General features: G+C 44.4%; 15 protein-coding genes and 3 pseudogenes. 6 read left to right on the top strand and 12 right to left on the bottom strand.

Annotated features, from left to right (window positions below; genetic code table 11):
* Nucleotides 1-36: 36 nt before the first annotated feature.
* The 3 genes and pseudogenes from ACT7WV_RS21950 to ACT7WV_RS21940 all read right to left on the bottom strand — a co-directional run.
* Nucleotides 37-425, bottom strand: a pseudogene (locus ACT7WV_RS21950) (transposase); the annotation flags it as partial.
* Between the two features lie 8 nt (nucleotides 426-433).
* Nucleotides 434-868, bottom strand: a complete 435-nt coding sequence (locus ACT7WV_RS21945; RefSeq protein ID WP_445104916.1) for a helix-turn-helix domain-containing protein — start codon at nucleotides 866-868, stop codon at nucleotides 434-436.
* An 869-nt stretch (nucleotides 869-1,737) separates the two neighbouring features.
* Nucleotides 1,738-2,433 (bottom strand): TniQ family protein, encoded by a 696-nt coding sequence (locus tag ACT7WV_RS21940; RefSeq protein WP_445105715.1) that lies wholly within the window; start codon nucleotides 2,431-2,433, stop codon nucleotides 1,738-1,740.
* Between the two features lie 109 nt (nucleotides 2,434-2,542).
* On the opposite strand from ACT7WV_RS21940, the pseudogene ACT7WV_RS21935 reads away from it, so the two are divergent.
* Nucleotides 2,543-3,782, top strand: a pseudogene (locus tag ACT7WV_RS21935) (IS701 family transposase).
* Nucleotides 3,783-3,926: 144 nt separating this feature from the next.
* Here ACT7WV_RS21935 and ACT7WV_RS21930 read toward each other — a convergent pair.
* From ACT7WV_RS21930 to ACT7WV_RS21915, 4 genes are read right to left on the bottom strand one after another with little or no spacing between them, the layout of a single operon-like run.
* Nucleotides 3,927-4,607, bottom strand: coding sequence for a TniB family NTP-binding protein (locus tag ACT7WV_RS21930; RefSeq protein WP_445104915.1), 681 nt, complete (start codon nucleotides 4,605-4,607; stop codon nucleotides 3,927-3,929).
* Nucleotides 4,522-5,037 carry a TniB family NTP-binding protein gene (locus ACT7WV_RS21925; protein WP_445104914.1) on the bottom strand — a complete coding sequence of 172 codons (516 nt, stop codon included), beginning with the start codon at nucleotides 5,035-5,037 and terminating at the stop codon, nucleotides 4,522-4,524. The genes ACT7WV_RS21930 and ACT7WV_RS21925 overlap by 86 nt, the downstream gene beginning before the upstream one ends.
* Nucleotides 5,034-6,311, bottom strand: coding sequence for a Mu transposase C-terminal domain-containing protein (locus ACT7WV_RS21920; RefSeq protein WP_445104913.1), 1,278 nt, complete (start codon nucleotides 6,309-6,311; stop codon nucleotides 5,034-5,036). Before ACT7WV_RS21920 ends, ACT7WV_RS21925 begins: the two co-directional genes overlap by 4 nt.
* Nucleotides 6,312-6,316: 5 nt before the next feature.
* Nucleotides 6,317-6,748, bottom strand: a complete 432-nt coding sequence (locus tag ACT7WV_RS21915; RefSeq protein ID WP_445104912.1) for a hypothetical protein — start codon at nucleotides 6,746-6,748, stop codon at nucleotides 6,317-6,319.
* Between the two features lie 244 nt (nucleotides 6,749-6,992).
* Between ACT7WV_RS21915 and ACT7WV_RS21910 the strand changes: the two are divergent.
* Both ACT7WV_RS21910 and ACT7WV_RS21905 read left to right on the top strand, forming a co-directional pair.
* A pseudogene (locus ACT7WV_RS21910) lies at nucleotides 6,993-7,823 on the top strand (IS5 family transposase).
* Nucleotides 7,824-7,893: 70 nt separating this feature from the next.
* Nucleotides 7,894-8,802: a ChaN family lipoprotein gene (locus tag ACT7WV_RS21905; protein WP_445104911.1), complete on the top strand. Its 909-nt coding sequence runs from the start codon at nucleotides 7,894-7,896 to the stop codon at nucleotides 8,800-8,802.
* Between the two features lie 49 nt (nucleotides 8,803-8,851).
* Here ACT7WV_RS21905 and ACT7WV_RS21900 read toward each other — a convergent pair whose 3' ends face one another.
* Nucleotides 8,852-9,670, bottom strand: a complete 819-nt coding sequence (locus tag ACT7WV_RS21900; protein ID WP_445104910.1) for an inositol monophosphatase family protein — start codon at nucleotides 9,668-9,670, stop codon at nucleotides 8,852-8,854.
* Nucleotides 9,671-9,748: 78 nt separating this feature from the next.
* A complete protein-coding gene (locus ACT7WV_RS21895; protein WP_445104909.1) occupies nucleotides 9,749-11,251 on the bottom strand; it encodes a BCD family MFS transporter in 1,503 nt (500 codons plus the stop codon).
* A gap of 165 nt (nucleotides 11,252-11,416) precedes the next feature.
* On the opposite strand from ACT7WV_RS21895, the gene ACT7WV_RS21890 reads away from it, so the two are divergent.
* Both ACT7WV_RS21890 and ACT7WV_RS21885 read left to right on the top strand, forming a co-directional pair.
* The gene (locus ACT7WV_RS21890; protein ID WP_445105714.1) at nucleotides 11,417-12,367 is read left to right on the top strand and encodes an aldo/keto reductase; all 951 of its coding nucleotides are present in this window, start codon (nucleotides 11,417-11,419) and stop codon (nucleotides 12,365-12,367) included.
* A gap of 387 nt (nucleotides 12,368-12,754) precedes the next feature.
* Nucleotides 12,755-12,976, top strand: a complete 222-nt coding sequence (locus tag ACT7WV_RS21885; protein ID WP_445104908.1) for a hypothetical protein — start codon at nucleotides 12,755-12,757, stop codon at nucleotides 12,974-12,976.
* A 185-nt stretch (nucleotides 12,977-13,161) separates the two neighbouring features.
* On the opposite strand, the gene ACT7WV_RS21880 is transcribed toward ACT7WV_RS21885, so the two are convergent.
* The 3 genes from ACT7WV_RS21880 to ACT7WV_RS21870 all read right to left on the bottom strand — a co-directional run bounded on the left by ACT7WV_RS21880 (nucleotide 13,162) and on the right by ACT7WV_RS21870 (nucleotide 15,969).
* On the bottom strand, nucleotides 13,162-14,034 hold the full coding sequence (locus ACT7WV_RS21880; protein WP_445104907.1) for a sugar kinase: 873 nt from the start codon (nucleotides 14,032-14,034) through the stop codon (nucleotides 13,162-13,164).
* Complete coding sequence (locus tag ACT7WV_RS21875) at nucleotides 14,035-14,694, bottom strand: HAD-IA family hydrolase (protein WP_445105713.1); 660 nt, start codon at nucleotides 14,692-14,694, stop codon at nucleotides 14,035-14,037. It lies immediately after the preceding gene.
* Nucleotides 14,695-14,769: 75 nt separating this feature from the next.
* Nucleotides 14,770-15,969: an NAD(P)/FAD-dependent oxidoreductase gene (locus ACT7WV_RS21870; RefSeq protein WP_445104906.1), complete on the bottom strand. Its 1,200-nt coding sequence runs from the start codon at nucleotides 15,967-15,969 to the stop codon at nucleotides 14,770-14,772.
* 481 nt (nucleotides 15,970-16,450) lie between these two features.
* Here ACT7WV_RS21870 and ACT7WV_RS21865 point away from each other — a divergent pair, with 481 nt between their 5' ends.
* Entirely contained in the window at nucleotides 16,451-20,797 is a 4,347-nt protein-coding gene (locus ACT7WV_RS21865) for a choice-of-anchor Y domain-containing protein (RefSeq protein ID WP_445104905.1), read from the top strand.
* Nucleotides 20,798-20,849 lie beyond the last annotated feature (52 nt).

Genomic DNA, 20,849 nt, shown 5'->3' with positions numbered 1-20,849 from the left:
AGTCATTAGACCTCTTGCAAAAGTAGCGGCAGCTAACTAATTTGAGTTCAAACGAAGTTCGTAATTATAGATGCCTGCAATTAAATTAAAGCGTAAACCAAACCTTTTTCTTCTGTTGCGATATCGCTCGGATAAAATTCTAAATATTTTGAGGCGACGGTAAACATGTTCAATCACTATCCTCTCTGAAGCTAATTTATGATTCTCTTTTTTTGTTCTTTTGATAGTTTGCTCTTCTTGGGTTTTTTATGGGGTATCCGACTTTGTTTGTGGATTTTCGCTATTCCCTGATATCCTCGATCTCCGAGACACTGTATCTCTGTCTTTAGATTGGTTTTACTCCGTTTAAACAACTTAAAGTCGTGTTCTTTACCCTTGCCGCATGCAATACAGATAATCTCTTTGCTGTTTTTTTCAACGATAAGTTGAGATTTTAAAGTGTGCTTTTTCTTCTTGCCACTGTAGAACTTTTTCTGTTTTTTTGAGGACGCTCCAGGGGAGTTTCAGTTACATCGATAACTGCTATCTCTATTGGGTTTCCCGATTTCAATAGTTGTTTCTTTCCCGGAATCCTTAATTCCTTTGACTTGATTAAAATATCTTCTGTTTTACGAATTATTCGATATACTGTTGATTCATTAAGTCCCCAATGTTGACCGATATGAAAGTAAGTTCTGTACTCTCGTAAGTATTCGAGCGTCATCAATACTTGATTTTCTGGACTTAATTTGGACGGTCTTCCGGTTTTTATCTTCTGTTTTTCATTTGTTTCCACTAACTCAACCATCTTAGCAAACGTCTCTTTTCTAACTCCACAAAGGCGTTTGAACTCTTGGGGTTTTAGGTCTTTCACCTTTTCATAGGTCATTATTTTCCCTCATACTGACCTATTTATCTCTTTTTTACTGGACTTTTGCAAGAGGTCTATTGTCTAAATCCATATTCTACCCAAGTTCTCAGTCCATAAAGATGTAAGTTTGCACATAAGTTGAAATTTTTCCCACGGACTGACAGCACTTTCAGCCCTCTGATTTGCACATAAGATGAAAAATTTTGACCCAATAGATGAAAATTTCCTACCCTTATGACGCATTAGATGAAATTTTCGACCCTCAGGCGCTGGATTCCAGCCCTTAACCGGAACTTGGTTAAGGCTTTGAGAGCCGTGGAGGAGAACTAGAGAAGTACTAGAGCCGGCTAACAGAGAATGACAATCATTCCAGAGGTGGGAAGTTCTCCCTTTAGGGAGAACTTCCGTCAGTGAGGTTTGGGGTCGAAAGCTCCAAATGAGAGAGTAGGTATTGTTCCGGCTCTCTATACATCTAAAATCTAGAAGCAGTCAGAGAAGTATCTCATCCGAAAGAAAAGGGTTTCTTTATACATATCGATTCGACTTTCAGCAAAAAGTTTAGCTAAGGTTAGTCCTTCCAGTTCCGACCTAGATGCTAATTTTTCGGTTAGACGAGTTTTTCGAGTTAACGAGATACAAATTGAGTAATACCGAAATTTTTTATAGAAAGATATCTGGATATTTTTAATGGCAACCTTTCTCAAAAATCTTTCAAAATAATCGGCGAAGACCTCTTGGATAAATTCCCAAGACTCTTGAGCGAACCAAATAAACACTGATTCAAAAAAAATCATAACATCTCTGAACCGCCAACCATAAACATATCTGTTAGAAGCACCATATCCAAGAAAAACCTCGTGCCTATCCATTAATTGACAGAAGTTATCCTACCAATTTTTCAATAAAGCAAAAACTCGCTCAAACTCACTTACCGATTTCAAGTCAAATGCTAAACTGGCTTCTTTGGGCGGAAACACTTGGTATCTAATTCCCGGAAGGCGACAAAATCTTAACAGAGAAACTAAAAGATTCACTAGACTCCCCAAATTTAATTGAGTCACAGGATTATCTGAAGATACTCTTAAGTGATTCTCAGAAGGCAAACCCCCTAGATGACACAGCTTATAGATAAGACTGGATAAGGTGATGTGTTCGTTTTCCACGGCTGGCGGCTGGAAAGAGCGCCAGTCAAATTGACAGGAGCATATAGCTATTTTAGGTCTAGACCAGGGAATCGGCTCTTGACACTGGGGACATCTATCAATCAGTAAACAATGATGAAGAGGACAGGCACTAACAACTGATAACTCCCAAAAGAAACGATAATAAGGTTTTTCCTGCAAACAAATCGGACACAGTTGAATCTGCTGGCGATTTAAAGCATCAGTTGGAACAATATTGCCAAAAACCTTAACTTGCTTCACAGCTTTAGGGTAAATCAAGGTATTGGCAGGAAATGCCATCGACCAAAGAATATCTGCCTCGACATCAGAAATATTGCTCAGCCTAGATAAATCATCTTTCTCACGATTGAAGACATTGCCATATATTCCTCTTGCTCTTAAACCGGACATTTGAAAAATCCACTTAGCGGGACTTAAACGAAAATAAAGAGTTAATAAAGGTATAATTTAGGCATGGCAGCCATTTGACATTAGAGTGTAAGACAGGAAAGAGACAACCCCCGCCGCCATGCCTCCTTGCTTCGATAGATGGTGCAAACGCTTTGATGATGTCTGGAGACATCAAGCGCAAAAAAGGGAGTTTAGGAACTATATTGGGGGATTATTAGGGGAAAGTGAAGGAAAAAACCTGTCTCAAATGGCGGATAACGCGGTGGGAGTGACTTACCACCGATTACATCATTTTTTAACGGAAGCCCCCTGGAATGCTCAACAGGTAAATGAGCGGCGTCTACTGGTGATGAATCAGTGTAGCCCAACCCGAATAAGTAGAGGATTCACGTTAATTGTAGATGACTCAGGACATAGGAAAAGTGGCAATTTCACGGCGGGAGTAGGACGACAGTACATTGGAGAAATCGGGAAGACAGACAACGGAATAGTAGTGGTAACAACTCATCTATATGATGGGAAAAAAGCCTACCGTTAGATATAGAGTTATCTCAACACGCTAGTTCTTTAGCTGAAGGAAAAAAGATATTGAATTCCAGAAAAAGCCGGAGTTAGGCTTAGCATTAATTGACCGCAGCATGAACAGAGGATATCGACCGGGTATCGTATTAATTGATGCTGGGTATGGAAATAACACAACGTTTTTGCTGGAACTGGAAAAAAGGAAACTCAAGTATATAGGAGGATTAGCCAAAAACCGTAAGGTGATAATTGAAATAGGGATAAGTCAACGAGAAGAGATTCGCCTAGATAAGTTAGCCGAATCCTTGTCGCCAAAAGATTTTACCCCTGTTCAAATCAATCTAGATAAACTGAAAACCGTTTGGGTGGCTCCTGTAGAAGTTGAACTCTCACAGCTTGAAGGAAAGAGAACAATTGCTATCGTCATGAATGCCTCAACCTTCGACCAAGCTAGTGATGTTGACTATTTTATTACCAATGTTGAATCAACAAAAGCCACAGCCGATTGGATAGTAACTACCTACTCTCAAAGAAATTGGGTAGAAGTTTTCTATCGGGAAGCCAAAGGCTGGTTGGGTTTATCTGAATATCAAGTCAGAGATTATAGAAGCCTGATAAGACATTTCATGCTTGTGTTTTGTGCCTATACATTTATTTTATGGCACACTTTAACCGGAGGATTAAGACGGCGTTGGGCATCGAAACCTTTAAACACCTTTACTGAAGCATTAGAGGCGTTTCGGACAGCGATGTCTTTCCGTTTTATGGAGTGGTTGAACCACAATCGGGACGTATTCTTTGCTCACAAAGCTGCTTTGGGCTTTGTTTGGGCTTGAAATCTGTCTAAGTCCCATTAGGAGACGAGTAGTAGTTGGTCTCAGTAAGTCGGATGATATAACCCCCAGACTTTCATCGGGATAGGGTCGAGGTCTCCTCAACAGTCTTCTACTCTTCACGATGATGCTTACTGCTCTCTTACTCTATTTATGCAAAACATCAGATACCTTTTTAGTTTTCTTCTTCGGTTTGATTCTGGAGTTAGTAGCTCCAACCTGAGCTGGCTTGAAAAAAGTCAGATTCTCTTGACTATCCTCCATAAATTCATCAGTTAAAAAAGGATTGTGCTTAGTTGGCTTATCGGCTTTGACATACTTGTCAAAAGCAATTGCTAAAACATTTAAGTCCAGTTTTTCTTTGCCTTGTTTGAGTGCTAGATGCGCTCCATACCGAACCAGCTTCATGACGTAGGCGACAATTCCATCCGAGGCATAGTAAAAACGGAGTGCCATTTCCTCACTAGCCAAATCCGACGGCTTCAATAAGGGAAGTTGAGACTCGACTGCGTGGAGAAACGTGCGAAATTCTTTCCCAGCATCCACCGACCACTCAAAAGGACTAAGATTATGCCGATTCGCAAACCTCCGGCTCAATTGCGGGTTGAACTGAAAAACGGTTTCCGCCTCCGGCAGTCCAATTAAAACCATTGGCACTTTTGTATCTAATATCAAGTCCTTCAACCAGTCAGATACCGTTTTGAGGACTTTGGCTGAATCTCGGTCAATAAAATGTTGGAATTCATCTAAGAAAACAAGGGATACCCCACAATCTTTCATCAATCCAATCAGTCGAATTGTCTGATTGCTGATAGCGCCCCGGCTCATAGGCTGGGTCTCCCAGTTCCCAAAGCAGCTTACTGACGACGCTTTTGACGGTAGCCGGGGAAGGAATCGTGACCGACAGGATGGGAACTACAGTCCCTTCTGGAGTTTCTTTTCTGGGATAATCTTTTTCATAGCTCTTGATGAGCGTAGTTTTCCCGGCTCCCGTCGCACCCTTTAAAAATAAGCATTCCGGTTCATCTTTCAAGTCCGAAAAATGACGACAATCATCGATGGCACTTAGAATTTCCTTGAACCGGGGATAGACGACGTAGATGTTATTGACAATGTAGAGCCGCTCTTTAAAGGTCATAGTTTGTAACGACTTTTTATCTATCTGCATCAGGTTCGACCTCACTGGGGTAAGTTGGTAACCCGATGCTGACATCCCATCCCGATAAATCTGGCTGCCAATTATCGGTTGAAGTATCATGGTTTTCGGGTTGAGCTGGCGAGTTGACTTTCTGACCACCCGCCTTGGTGGATGACCGACGACGGGACTTGGGTTGAGATGTCTGTGGTACGTTCTGGTGATGGCAGAGATTCTTGGGCAGGGTTGGGATTATGGGTACTGCCCAAGTCAGAGAGTCCTGATCTCGAATGAGGTTGACTGCTGCTGTCGTTCGATTCTTGGCTTTGACTACACTCACCAGAACCAGACCGTCCAATCCCCAACCACCTCGCCATTGCAGTCCGAGTTCGACCTTTCTTTGATGAATTCCATTCCCGCTCGACAATTCGTTGAATCTTTTCTTTGGCTAAGGACAAAGCCACAATGTCCACTGTTTCAGCTTCTTGGCGTGCCAGTTGTTTAACGACTTGGTGCTGCCAGAGGGTCAACCCTTTAGTGTATTCAACACAAAGCGCAGGCACCTCTAAAAATTGATGAGTTGTGGGGTCTAAGACATAGATGCAAGATAAATCAGTGGGGTCATACTTAACCGTTGCTTTCTCAGTACTTTGATGATTTGACCGCAGCCGAGCCAGTTCGCTGCTGTTGTAGAGCAGACCTTCAAACTCCACTCCTCTTCTGGTAACTTTTCGGGTGGTGATGCTGCCCACTAAAACTTTCAGTTCTTGATTAGACGGAGGTAAAGCTGGCGTCCATTCAGTAATCGCTAATTCCCACACTTTAGAGCGAGGAGATTTCAGTTCGGGATGGGAACTCTGGTTATGGATATCGACAATAAAAATATGGAGAATTTCTTGTAGAGCTTTAAACGAAATTACCGCATTCTTTTTGGGGTCGTAATCAGACGGTTGCAGAAAATTAGAGAAGGTTTTTCCAGGAGCATCGGAAAGCAACTGACTATTTAAAGCTCCGAAATACCGTTCTATAGCACTCTTGTACCAAGGCATTTTAGGGGGAGAGTATTGGATGACGATTCCAAGCTGAAGGCAGGCATCTTCAAAGTGAGTGCTGTAAAACTCTTTGCCGTTGTCAACGACAATCACTTCCGGCAGACCGTAGGTGTCCCAGGTATTTTCTACGCTCTTGAATTGGGAGTGAAGATAATTTTTAGGGCGAATAGCGTGCAGTAGGCATTGCATCACCGATAAATAAGAAGGCGGCTCAAAACTGGCGTAATAACCCAGTACTACTCCTGAATACTTATCGATGGCGCTGGTCAGCCAAGGAGTACCAATCGGCATCCGGGTTTGGGTATCCACAACAAACAGTGGTAATTTGGTATGGTCAATTTCCACCCTTTCTAATGGGCGGAGTGGATGCGACCTTTTTGAACTGGGTCATACATCTGGCTGGTTATTCTTTTACCATAGCGACCCACGGCTTTGACGTAAGGGTCTAGTTGGCGAATAGCACGATAGATAGCTGCAATGTTGGGAATTTCTAAGGAGTCTTGCCCGATAGCTTCTCGCAGCCGATTAGACTGATTAATTTCGATAATTACCCGTTCATAAACATCAGCACCGGAGGCTTGAGAGGGTTTGAGATACACTTGTTCAATTGCCTTGGAGATAATTTTCCGGACTTCTGGGTTGAGTCGGGGTTGACGATTGCCTTTGGATACATATTTGGGTACTAAAGAGCGAATATCTTGCCCCGATGCTTCGTAATCCTTTAGCCACCTCCAGAGTGTCAGCCATGAGGGAGGTTGGCTATCTTCGATTTCAAGAGCCACCTGGTTGATAATGGGTTTTAAGTTTGACTCAGTTCGCTTCAAGATGTTGTTGGAGAGAACCCGTTCTATATACCTGTATTTTCTTTTCGATTCTTCTCTTAATTCTGAGGGGAGCTGAGTAAAATCTGCGCTAATATATCCTTTTAGGGAATGGCTTTGTTTTCCTCTTGTAGCTTCAACTTCAATAGACCTCTTGCAAAAGTCCAGTAAAAAAGAGATAAATAGGTCAGTATGAGGGAAAATAATGACCTATGAAAAGGTGAAAGACCTAAAACCCCAAGAGTTCAAACGCCTTTGTGGAGTTAGAAAAGAGACGTTTGCTAAGATGGTTGAGTTAGTGGAAACAAATGAAAAACAGAAGATAAAAACCGGAAGACCGTCCAAATTAAGTCCAGAAAATCAAGTATTGATGACGCTCGAATACTTACGAGAGTACAGAACTTACTTTCATATCGGTCAACATTGGGGACTTAACGAATCAACAGTATATCGAATAATTCGTAAAATAGAAAATATTTTAATCAAGTCAAAAGAATTAAGGATTCCGGGAAAGAAACAACTATTGAAATCGGGAAACCCAATAGAGATAGCAGTTATCGATGTAACTGAAACTCCCCTGGAGCGTCCTCAAAAAAACAGAAAAAGTTCTACAGTGGCAAGAAAAAAAGCACACTTTAAAATCTCAACTTATCGTTGAAAAAAACAGCAAAGAGATTATCTGTATTGCATGCGGCAAGGGTAAAGAACACGACTTTAAGTTGTTTAAACGTAGTAAAACCAATCTAAAGACAGAGATACAGTGTCTCGGAGACCAAGGATATCAGGGAATAGCGAAAATCGACAAACAAAGTCGGATACCCCATAAAAAACCCAAGAAGAGCAAACTATCAAAAGAACAAAAAAAGAGAATCATAAATTAGCTTCAGAGAGGATAGTGATTGAACATGTTTACCGTCGCCTCAAAATATTTAGAATTTTATCCGAGCGATATCGCAACAGAAGAAAAAGGTTTGGTTTACGCTTTAATTTAATTGCAGGCATCTATAATTACGAACTTCGTTTGAACTCAAATTAGTTAGCTGCCGCTACTTTTGCAAGAGGTCTATTATTGGCGTGAGTCGGTGTAGAGGTAGGAAAATATTATTATGAAAATCCCCAAAATTGCTAAACTCTTTGCCTGTTCGTTAGGTATCTTCTTGCTGTGTACTGCCCCAACTGGTGCCGAAAATACCTTAACCTCTGTCCAACCAGAACAGCAACAACTAACTCAACAAAAGATATTAAAGGAACTAATCAAGGCGGATGTTGTGTATCTCGGAGAAACTCACAGTAGTGCTGCTGATCATCAAGCGCAGTTGGCAATTATGCAAGCACTCTACCAGGAAAATCCGAAAATTGCGATCGCCATGGAGATGTTTCAGCGACCTTATCAGGATATCCTTGATCAATATTTGGCGGGAAAAATTACTGAAGCCCAATTAATTGAACAAACTGAGTATGAACAACGTTGGGGTTTCCCTTGGGAATACTATGCTCCCCTCGTGCGCTTTGCTAAAGCGAATCAACTGCCTGTCTTAGCTTTAAATGCACCCACAGAAGTAACACGCCAAGTAGCCCGTAACGGTATAGAAAGTCTGACAAAAGAAGAAAGGCAATATATTCCGCCTCTGTCAGAAATTCGGACAGATAACGCCGAGTACCGACAAATGGTGCAGAAACTCTACGAACAACATCATCAGGCAGGACAGGGCAACAGTAGCAGCCTTGAGGGATTTTTCACTACGCAGGTGTTGTGGGATGAAACTATGGCTCAAGCAATTGCCCAATTTCTTGAGACTAATCCAGATTATCAAGTAGTTGTGCTAGCTGGGCTGGGCCATCTTGTATATAGCTATGGAATACCCAGCCGTGTTGCTAGACGCCTCGAAAATCGTCAGTTGCTACAGAGTACGGTTTTATTAGGTGTTTCTGAAGCTGAAGTTAAGGCAAGTTTTCCAACGCCAAATACACGATCTCAAAATAAGGTTGCTGATTACTTTTGGCAGCACTTTTAACGAATGGTATGGTTTGAGCTTTTATCCGTTTGCTTTTGAGAAATTGCAACTAAGAATAACTACCCACAAATTCCACTAACGGCTTAAATAAGCTTACCAATTCAGAACTACTAGCAACAAGAGTGGGAAATGGTCTAGCACCGTAATCAGCACCAACTTTTAGGGGGAAAATTGACTCTGATTCTAAAGGTGACCAAACCCCTCCGGCTGCTTGTACAATCACCCAAGCCCCAGCAATATCCCAAATCTTTGGTGTAGCTTCTACACCTCCTAAAACAGCACCACTGGCAACAGTAAGAAAGTTATAACTGGCAACACCCAGCATGCGAATTTTACAGGGGAAGGGTTGCTTCATCACTGAAGTACTGCGGGAGCAAAGGTTGAAAAAGTGGTTATTACTTGGAGCATCGCTACTGCTGTGGATAGGAAGTCCGTTAAGAAAGGCACCTTTCTCTTGATCAGCGATTCCCGATTCGTGCCTCCAAAACCCATGAAATGACTGCCTGATGGTGGGGAAATGAACATAACCAAATACGGGTGTTCCTTGATAAAGCAATCCAAAGGAAGTCCCCCAAATTGGAATCCCTCGTGTAAAGTTTGTCGTGCCATCCAAAGGGTCAATAATCCAGCACCATTCAGTATCTGGGAAGGTGTGTTGGGCTTCTTCGCTTAAGATACCGTGGCTGGGAAAACGAGATGCGATCGCCTCTCTAATCTCGGCATCTGCCCATTTATCTGCTTTAGTTACCAGGGTGCCATCTGCCTTTTGAGAGGCTTGTACCTGACCAAAATCAGTCATTAACTGAGTACCAATGCGGTCAGCAGTTTCTTTGGTAAAGTTGTAAATTTCTGTCCAAAAATCCTTCATGAAGCTGAATATATCTAGTGTTTTACATACCCCGCAATTGTGCAGAATTAAGATAAAAAACAAGGGGTTGCATCTTGTTTAATCTAAGTCACTTTCCATCGCAGCGATAATTGCCTGCTGGGTGTTATTGCGAAATTCTTGAACGTTAACTCGACCCAAAAACCAAATAGCGATAACCATACCCACTGCTTGCAATCCAAATACTAAGCTATAGGCCAGCAAGGGCGTTGTAAACAGTGCCTTGCCAATATCTAAAACTACACCCCCGGCTGCCGTAGCTACTGCCCTTGACATTGCTTGGGATAATCCCCAAGCACCAATAAATGTACCAGCCGTCTCGGCGGCGGTGAGGTCAAGCATCAGGCTGAGGGCGGCATTAGTAGTCATACCTAGGGTTAAACCAAACATTAACACTGCTAACCTTAAGAGATTCGGTTCTTGGGAAAATCCTGACAAAATAATCAGACAGAAGCAAACTGCTACCGATAGGCAGCCCAATTTAGTAGTTTTCTTTTTACCCAGGCGAGGTACAACCAAAAAACCCGTTGTACTCAAACCCAATAATGTTCCGATTCCCCAGAAAGAATTAAGTTTAGTAGTTTCGCCGATTGACATACCAAAAACTTCGGCACCATAAGGCTCTAAAACACCTTCCTGCATAAACAGACTCAGAGTCATTACTGCTAAAAAAGTAAAAAATATAGCGGTTTGGGGACTAGCAGTTAAGACTTTGAGCGCCTTGCCCAAAGTAATGTTTTCTTCTTGATTAATTACAGTTGAACGGGAAGCATAGCGAGAATATTTTTTCTCAAGACCAAGGGTTGAGAGTAAAGCTAGTCCACAGACAACCAGAGGCACAACGATAAATATTGTATTGATGGGTGCCTGTAACTGTTCTAAGGATGTTGAAAACGGTTCGGCACCTAAGAGCAATGTTGTACTACTATTGGCAACTAAAGCAGTTTCTGTCTTGCCGATATCTTTGAGTAAGATGCCGCCGGTAACCCCACCAATAACAATTCCCACCATTAATAATGACCAAGTAGTAGCTACTAATTGGGAGCGGTTATCTTCATCGGAAACATCTACTAATAATGCAGTAAAGGGGGTTGAGCTACAACTGAGGGCTAAGCCATAGAAGGTAAAAACTAGTGCTAGCAGTGCTGTCCACCCCAAGATGGGTGTGTTCAGTGTCCAGCCACCCGCAACTCTGATGGCAGCACCTAACTGCCACATTACTTGTACTGCCACAAACGCTGCTACTGCAAACCCTGCTGTTCCCAACCAGACATAACCACTGCGGTGATGTCCTAATAATGGTTTAGTATCCGATAGGTGTCCAAACCAGACTCTTACTGGTGCTACCAATTGATGCATTGCCAATGCTCCAGTGGCAATAGTCGCTGGGATTCCCAGTTCACTGATCATTACCCGGTTGAGAATAGCTAAAGTCAGCACCGACATTAGACCCAAACCCATCTGGAATAAGCCCAGGCGGAGCATTGTTGGTAGTTTGACTTTCGGAGGCATTTCTGTGGTCGATGGAGAAGGCTGAGGATTGCTTAAATCACTGGTTTCCATGGTTTTTAGCGATCGCTTGCTAGACTTAGTATTTTCTTTCCTCTAATACACGTATCTAAAGATAGACATTTCCAGAGCCTTGCTGCGGCTGCTAGTAACTCTTTGCAACGATAAACTAATAAATATTAAGCAGTTTAAAAAGTAACTGGTTCGACGATGCAGACAATTCAGACTATCACCTTAGGGGAGAACGGCCCAACTGTTACAGCTTTAGGCATTGGCACCTGGTCATGGGGTGACAAGCTATTTTGGGGCTACGGCAAAGATTATACTGCCTCACAAGTGCAAGAAGCTTTTCAAGCGACTTTGGACGCTGGCGTTAGTTTTTTTGACACAGCAGAGGTTTACGGAATTGGAGAATCGGAGTCACTGCTAGGGAAGTTCATCAAGCAATCAGAGAAATCAGTGCAGATTGCCACTAAATATTTTCCTTTACCTTGGAGATTTACTGGTCAGTCTGTTTCTGATGCTTTAACAGAAAGTTTGAAACGTTTACAAGTCGAGCAGGTAGCACTATATCAGGTGCATATGCCTTTTAGTTTCTTAATGAGCCAAGAAACTCTGATGAATGCCTTAGCAGATGAAGTAAAGCGGGGCCGGATTGCTACTGTTGGCGTGAGTAACTACTCAACTAGCCAGATGCGGGAAGCCTACGGCTATCTGGCGACGCGTGGGATACCCTTAGCTGTGAACCAGATGCAATACTCACTACTGCACCGCAATATTGAAAGTAATGGTGTTTTGGAAACAGCACGCCAGTTAGGGGTGACTATCCTTGCCTATAGTCCTTTGGCCCAGGGTTTACTGACGGGCAAATACACGCCTGAATCTTATCTACCACCGAGTGGAGCACGTCGTCTTGATCCTCGCTTCAGCAAAGGTGGCTTAGAAAAAATTTCTCCTGTAATTCAGTTACTGCGTCAGTTAGGAGAAAAATATGAACGCACACCGGCTCAAGTTGCTCTCAACTGGCTGATTGCTCAAGATGGGGTAATTCCGATTCCCGGTGCTAAGACAGCACAGCAGGCTAAACAAAATGCTGGTGCTTTGGGATGGAACCTGACAACAGAGGATGTTGCTCAATTGGAAAAGGTAACTCGTCCTTGGCTAAGCTAACTTTTGAGAGATTAGTTAGGATTCTCCATTCATATTTTGAACAAGAGTCTGTCTGTTGTTGGATTATGGATAAGTAGACAGACTCTTGTGACTTTTATTAAGTAGTAAGACCGTTTTTAGAAATGTATTAACAACTTAGAATTAACATCTCCAAAAGTAGCCAACGCTACAAAAATACTAGCTGTGATCAACATCACAACAGAATCGAGTGAGTATCACTTAGGTTAATCAATTTTCATCACAAGCTAAGGAGACTGTGGTCATCGGCAAAGCACATCTGGCTCATGGTAAAAAAAGATTAATATCACTCAGCCTTCTAGCCTTAAGTCACTTTCGATTAACGATAAACCACTCATAATGTAAAAGCGTCGAGTTATACCTCCTCCAATGTACACACCTATTCGCCTCCTACCCGGTGCCATTCCAGATTTATTTGCTCAATCTACTATCTCTGGTCAGCTCACAATAGCCGACCGCTATGGTTTAATGGCAGCAGTATTAGAAGATTCAATGACGGAAGAAGAGAGAGCCTCAATTGATCGTTTGCTTCGTGCTTTGCGTCGGGGAAGGATGAAGGTAGTCAACGAAATCTCCGCCTTGTCTTACTAAGAGCAAACTTGAGCAACCGTAGTATCAGATACAAAAACTTAGCTCGATCTAGAAGCCCTAGGGAACTCAGCACTCAGGGCATAAAAATTGTCTACTTAAAAAATATTTTTCAAACAATTTATTTAATAAAAGCTGTCTTAAGGCTTCACCCTTAAGGAGGAATTTTCCTCCAATAAACTATCAGTTCATAGCCCGTTATCAGCGGATCGCATCCAGTGGCGAGTGCCAAAAAATTGGCAGGAATGAGAAGCAATTTTTGTTGCCGCTCTCAAGGCTTCGATAAAGTTATGTCGCAGGATGTAGTGACAAAAAGCACCATGGAAAATGTCACCAGCACCTAGAGTATCAACGGCGCTAATCTGAGCTACTGGTAATTGACCAGCTAAACCCAGACTAAGGTATTGAATAGGTTTTTCGCCCTGGGTAATTGCAATGTGAGGAATGCCAATCTTTTGGAGATAAGCAAATACTGCTTCCTGGCTATTGCAGCCTGGTGGATAAAAATTGGCGGAGCACACTGCGTAATCAACGAAGGGTAATACGGTTTCAAATCCTGGCTTCCAGCTACCTCCATCAATGACGACGGGGATATTATTAGCTTTGGCCAGTTGCGCGATCGCACAACTAACTCCCATTTGGTGACCATCAATCATCACAATCTCCACTCCAGAGAGGATATCCGATGGTAGTTGCTCTCTACTGACCTGAATTTTGCTGGAATTAAGAGAGACTACCGCACGCTCACCCGTTGCTTGGGTAACGATGATTGAGGAAACTGGTGGAGGCTGGGTATTACCGGGGGCAAGATCAGCAATTTTCACACCCCCACTTTCGACATCTGAGCGAATCAGCTGAGTAATTGGGTGAATGCCAACAACGCTGAGCAGGGTTACTTGATTACCGAGATGAGCAAAGGTTACTGCCGCGTTGGTTGCTGGCCCACCGGCAGAAACTGTATAGTCGGAGGCGGCAATTTTTTCGTTGTTACCTGGAAGCTTGGCAGTTAGGTAAACCAAATCTAAAGTCACCATACCGATGAACAGCCCGCTTTTCACCATTTAGTGAACTCCAGCGCCGTCGCGCTCCAGCCAAATGGCTCTCAAACCAGCCACCTTAGCACCTTGATAGTCTTGAGAGAAACTATCTCCAATGTGCCAAGCTTCCTGAGGGTTACATTGATGTTTTTGTAAAGCCGCCGTAAAAGTTTGTGAGTCAGGCTTAGCAGCTCCGATCTGTGTAGAAATAGTGATCGAGGTAAAAAACTCGTCAAGTTTCAGCGCTTTTAAGACCAAGGGGAGACGAGAGTCAAAATTGGACAAAATACCTAATTCTATGCCAGCACTTCGCCACTTTTGCAAAGCTGGAAGAACATCAGGATAAATAAACCAAGGTTGAGCAGTGGCAAAGTAGTTGTAGAGTTCGTCAAAAAAATAGGTGAAGTCGCTAAATCGTCCCACAACACCTACTTTTTGAAAAGTCTGCTGAGTCACTCCTAGCCACCAATCAAACTCCCGTTCAGGAATTTCTTCTGGGTTAACTCCTGGGAAGGCTAAAGGTTCTGCTGTGGCAAAAGTTGTCAGAAAAGCTTCATTCAATTTTTGGGCTGGGACTTTGACCCCAAACTCGCGAGCGATCGCACTATAAACTTCGCCCACACTCCCCCGTACACCAAATAGTGTACCCACAGCATCCAGCAAAATGACTTTTGGTTTTTGCATAGTCACTAGTCATTAGCCATTATTCAATAGTCACTAGTTTCTAGCACAAGACAAATGATCACCAAAAACCAGCAACTAGCCTTTCCTAGACAGTAAATCTAGTACTGGTCGAGCAATCCAATTAAGACCCACTTTGAGCTGATGATCTAGAGTAGGCATGCGATAGAGATAAGCAAGACGCCTCGCCAGATGAGCAACTGAGCCATCTAGCTTTACTCCCAAACCCGTCAAGGTGGCATTGTCTGTGCCTAGAGTCATCATCTCACCTAACTGCTGATACCGGAAGGGAAGTAGAGGACGACCCGTCAAAGAAGCCCAAATATTCCAGGCGGCGTAATCGGCTTGTTGGATAGCAGCTTGAGCCGTGTTGGGAACTTGCTGACCTTCGGCATCTTGACACTGGGCTAAGTCACCTAGAGCATAGATTTCTGGATGATCCACTACCTGTAAAGTCGGGGTTATGGTTAGCTGACCACGGGGATTTTGCTTGAGAGGAAGTGATTGCACCACGGGTGAAACTTTTGTTCCCACTGTCCAGAGCACCACATCCACAGGAATAGTATCAACTAATCCCTTGTACAGCAGCGAAATCTTGTCTGCTTCGACTGACTCGACTTTGGTTTCCAAATCAATCCAGACTTGATGATCTTCTAAGGCTTTACGGGCTACTTCTCGATTAAAGTCGGTCGAGGTTTTCAGAATCGAATCGCTGATTTCAATCAAGCGCAACCTACCGCGCTCTCCTAGTCTTTCGGAGAGTTTACAAGCCAACTCAACCCCAGAGTAGCCAGCACCAACAATTGCTACCCGAATTTTATCAGTGTTGGACTCTTGCAAAATTCTCAGCCTTTCTTCCAAGTGATAGGCATCAGCAATCGTGCGGAAGGGCAGAGCATACTCTGCCACTCCTGGTGCCATATCTAGGGGAGTTACTCCACCCAGAGCTAATACTAGACGGTTATAAGCAAATTCTTGCCCCTCTTGCAGCCATACGTGCTGCTCATCTGCATTAATGCCTGCAACGGCCGCTTGAGTAAAGCGCACCCCTGTATTTAGCAAAAGTTCTTCAAAAGGTGGAGCAATTTCCCAAGTTTGTAATTCGCCAGTAAGTAGTTCGTAAAGTAACGGCGAAAACAAAAACCTGTCGTTTTGATCAACTAGTATAATTTCTGGTCGTTGGGATTTTTCCCAAGGGAGTTGGCTCAAGCGCAGGGCGGTATAAAGCCCCCCAAAGCCTCCACCAAGAATGCAGATGCGGGCAGTTTGTTCAGTCATCGTTTAACGGGCGGATATCCGAGTAGGGGAACTTCTTTCAGGATAACAAGGCTACTCCAATACGGTAGAAAGCTTCCCGATTCATGTGATAAGCTGCTGTGCGTTTCCTGTGTAATACGCTGCTGTCCAGTTTCTGTAATACATAGCTGAGTAAAGCATGTGATATGCTGTGCGTTTGATTTGGTCGGCACTTTAGTTTTAGGGGGTAGTACAGAACGAGTGTATTAAGTAATACAGAATTTCTTAAGTCTCATAGCTTAAATTTCCCTATTTGTTAGCTACTTTGTTTTTTGCCATACCCTGCCAGTTTAAGCTCAATAAATTGCTCAGTAAAACTAGCCTTTGTGTACAGACAACAGGGAGAAAAGGCAATGCAAGGTATTTGCCGACAGCTTCGCTGATTCACTGTCACCACTACTTGTAGACATTTCGATTTTTTATCGTTAAACCAACTGGAAAACGTTGGTAAGGAGATTAAGTCGTGCATCTTGGTTTGATAGAAACTTACTCCCCAAGTCAAAAACTAATTCGATATAAAAAAGGCATCTCTAGTTGGGATATCTTTGTGGGTGCAGCATCTCCCACGAAGCAAAGAAAGAAAAAAGAACTAGTTTTCATTGACTCCAACCTTGAAGATTACGAAAGTCTGATTGCTGGAGTAACAACGGGTACAGAGGTAGTTGTTCTCAATTCCACAGAGGATGGAGTAGAGCAAATCAGTGAATTTCTCAAAAATCGTACGGGAATCTCCAGCCTCCACATCGTTTCTCACGGTTCCCCAGGATGCTTGCATCTAGGTGCCACTACTTTGAGTATGGCTTCTCTAGAGCAGTATGCAGATACCCGGCTACCAAACCCAGCCACTCTCAAGCAATGGACAGTAGCCTTAGCCGATGAAGCAGACATCCTGTTGTATGGCTGTAACGTAGCAGCCGGTGAAACTGGCGCTGCCTTTGTGCAACGCCTCAGTCAGTTGACAGGGGCTAATGTCGCAGCTTCCACGAGTAAGACAGGTAATGCCGCCCAAGGTGGTAACTGGGAACTAGAGTTCTCAACTGGCGAGATTCAAACATCCCTGGCATTTCAACAGTCTTTAAGAGAGGTTTACAACCACGTTATGGCTCCACCCACAGTACTTTTTCCCGGTGCAGAATTTACTTCCCTCTACAACAGCACAACTGCTGGTGGGCCTCCAGTCGTCATTCCGGTTACAGCTACAGGTGTTCCAGACAGCTTTGCGTTTGGATTCAATACAGCACCGGTTTCCTTTGATGCCGGTATTGCTGTAATTACTCCCGTCTATCAAGGTATCACTACAGAAGCAACACAAGCCCTTGATGCGGCAACTGGTGCAGCCACTTTCAATAGTAATACTGATCCCAGCAGCTATGGCGGTTACGGTCAGAATAATACTCCACTTGATCGCACTACCGGATACAATCTCGGCTTTACGCAACAAGTTACTGCCTCAACACAAGGGACTGACGATGTTGGTTTGAGTTTAGCTGTGGTCAGCAGTGACCTACAAGGAATCAGATTTGGTTTCTTGGAGGATCAGATTTTTGCTCAGGAAGTAGGTCCTGACAGCGCTTCCTTTGTTCCTGCTGCGGGTGAATCGGTATCCTTTGATACCACAGCTCTTACCTCCTACGATCTGGCTGTTCAGGGTGACACCTATACCTTGTCTGCCAACGGTACTCCACTATTAACTGGCGCTCTGCGTGACTACAGCAGCTATAACATTCCCATTCAGCCGGCTAATACCTTTGTCCCAGCCCTACCAGATGCCTTAGAAAGCCCCAACTCTATTGCTCTTGGCGACTTTACTCTTAGTGCCGGGTCAGCACTTAATCTGCAAGACGTCTCACTCACCCTAGGAGGTGTTACTCCTCCTGCTTTAGAGGCAACGACAGGCACAGCTTTACCGATTACAGGACTGAGTGTCGTCGGTTCTGATAGCCCTACTACCCCGATTACTCTTACTCTAGAGGCTCCAAATGGCACAGTGAATGTGGACACATCTGCTGCTGGCGGTGTTACACAGGCAGAGGGTAGTGGTACAAATACCGTGACTCTAACTGGCACTTTGGATCAGCTTAATGCTACTCTAGCGGCTCCTAATGGCTTGACCTACACAGGTACTGCTCCTGGTGCAGACACTCTCACAATCACAACCGACGATAGTGCGGCAACGAAGGAGACTAACTTAACAATTAACCTTACTGGCGAGGCACCTCCTACAACTGAGCCTCCTACAACTGAGCCTCCTACAACTGAGCCTCCAGCTGCTGCGCCTCCTCCTTTCCCCAGTACACCTAACGCTGCGCCTACAGTTCTGCTTCCCGGTGCCGCCTTTACTTCCCTCTACAACAGCACAGCTACTGGCGCTGAACCACCTGTAATTCCAGTGACCACAACAGGTGTGCCGAAGACATTTGACTTTGGATTTAATACAGCACCGGTTTCCTTTGATGCGGGTGGTATTGTCATTAATCCGGTATACGATGGCATCAACGCAGAAGCAACGCAAACATTTGATGCCGTAACTGGCGCAACTAACTTCAACACTAACCTCGATCTGAGCAGCTATGGCGGTTACGGTCAGAATAGTACTCCACTGGATCGCACTGCCGGATATAGTCTCAGTTTCAACCAACAAGTCCTTGCCTCAACCCAGGGAGCCGATGATGTTGGTTTGAGCCTCTCTGCCATCAGCAGTGATCTGCAAGGTATCAGATTTGGTTTCTTGGAAGATCAGATCTTTGCCCAGGAACTAGGTGCTGACAACGCCTCCTTCGTACCTGCAGCCGCTGAAACAGCTACCTTCGATACCACAGCTTTTAGCTCCTATGATCTGGATGTTCAAGGTGACACCTACACCTTGTCCGCCAACGGTGCTCCACTATTAACTGGTGCCCTACGTGACTATAGCAGCTATACCGTTCCGATTCAGCCCGCTAATACTTTTGTCCCGGCTCTGCCAAATGCCTTGGCAAGTCCCAACTCCATTTCCCTCGGTGACTTCACTCTTAATGCTGGCTCAGAAAGTCTCCTGTCGGATGTCTCGCTCACCCAAGGGATTCCTACACCGACACCTCTAGAGGCGCAAACAGCAACTGCTTCCCCGATTACGGGTATCAGCATCGCTGACCCCGATTCCGGTGCAAATCCCCTCACCGTTACCCTGGCTGTTGGCAACGGTACTCTGGCAGTTAACCCAGCTAATCTTGGTGGCGCGACAGTAGAAGGCGACGGTACAGGCACCGTTAATCTTACCGGCACTCTCGACCAGATTAATGCTCTCCTTGCTACCCCAGATGGCTTGACTTACACAGGTACTGCTGAGGGTACAGACACCCTGACGATTACTGCCCTCGACCAGGGTGACAAGAGTGACGTTGAGCAATTGCCGATTAACGTTACTGCTGGCACTACTGTTGGTGGCGGTACTGAGGATATCACAGCTGAACCACCAAACCTCACCGTCGGAGAAGCATCAGGTGCTGTTGATACTCCCATTCCACTGAACATCGCTGCTGCACTTACTGATACCGATGGGTCAGAAGCCCTCGCTATTGCAGTTGCTGGTGTACCTACCGGTGCTAATCTCAGTGCAGGCACTGACCAAGGAGGCGGCGTTTGGCTGCTGACTCCAGAGGCACTCAATGGTCTAACTCTTACACCCCCTGCTGGTGATGACACCGACTTTACTCTGAGTGTTAGCGCCACCTCCACTGAGACGGCTAATAATGACACCGCATCAACCACCGGTGACTTAACGGTAATCGTGGGTGAAGTTGACGGCACTACTACGCCGACACCGACACCGACGCCGACACCGACGCCGACACCTACACCGACGCCGACACCTACACCTACAGGTCTCAATCAGCTCAGCAGTGGCGTTTTCAGCGTTCAAGGGCCAGCCGAATTCCAATTTACTGCTACCCCAGCACCAACTACAGATCCCACTAGTCCGCCGAGCGAATACGGGTATTTTACCGTTGATGACGAGCAAGGCAGTATCGATGGTCTCTTACCTGGTACTCCAGGCTATACAGAAGCTGCCCTCTCTCGAGGAGTGACACTTCTGTCCGTCCTCAACCAACCAGTTGGTAATACCCCAGCGCGCCAAGTCAGCTTTGGTGGTAACCAATTACTCGCCTTTTACGAGGTCAAAGGTGGTAGCAAAGATTCAGTCTTAGCTGGGCAAGCCTCTGGGGATAATGTATCTGTTGCTTTTCCCTCTTTTAATGGAAGTGTCTTGAACTTCAATGATGCTGACATCACAGTTTCCCAAACAGATCAACCTGCTCCCATTGGCTCAGGATCTCAGGGTTCACCTCAAGGAGAAGTGATCGATTTATTAACTCAGGGAGGTTTGCTGACGGGCACCTACACAGTCAATGGCGATGCCGACTTCAGTCGGTATATAGGTTTGTATCAGGTCGATGATTTTGACGGTACAATCAGTGGTCTTACCCCAGAAGATAGTAATTATCAGCAAGCGGCATTGGATCGAAGCGTCTGGGGAGTTGATCTGGGAAAAAACCCAAGTGTCACAGGTCAAGCCCCATTAATTGGCGGGACACTTCTAGCACCGTACTTAATCATCAACAGCACTCCAGATAGTTTTTTGAATGATCAATTTGGCAGTTTGGGAGCATCTCCAGAAAACACCGAAGTTTATCTTCCTTTCCAAGAAGCTAATCTAAACGGACTGGATCATGTCCTTTTGGTAGGAAGTAACACATTTGCTTTTGAAGATTTCCCCAATGGCGGTGATCTTGACTATAACGATGCCGTCGTGAGTTTTAGTTTCGTCTAAAAACTTAAATACTACCCAGTTGCTTGATGCTCTGGGTAATATACACCCTGGC

This window comes from Symploca atlantica LB2515 (assembly GCF_052546295.1).
Note: the sequence above shows the minus strand (reverse complement) of the source record. Positions and strands in the feature narration are given on the sequence as shown.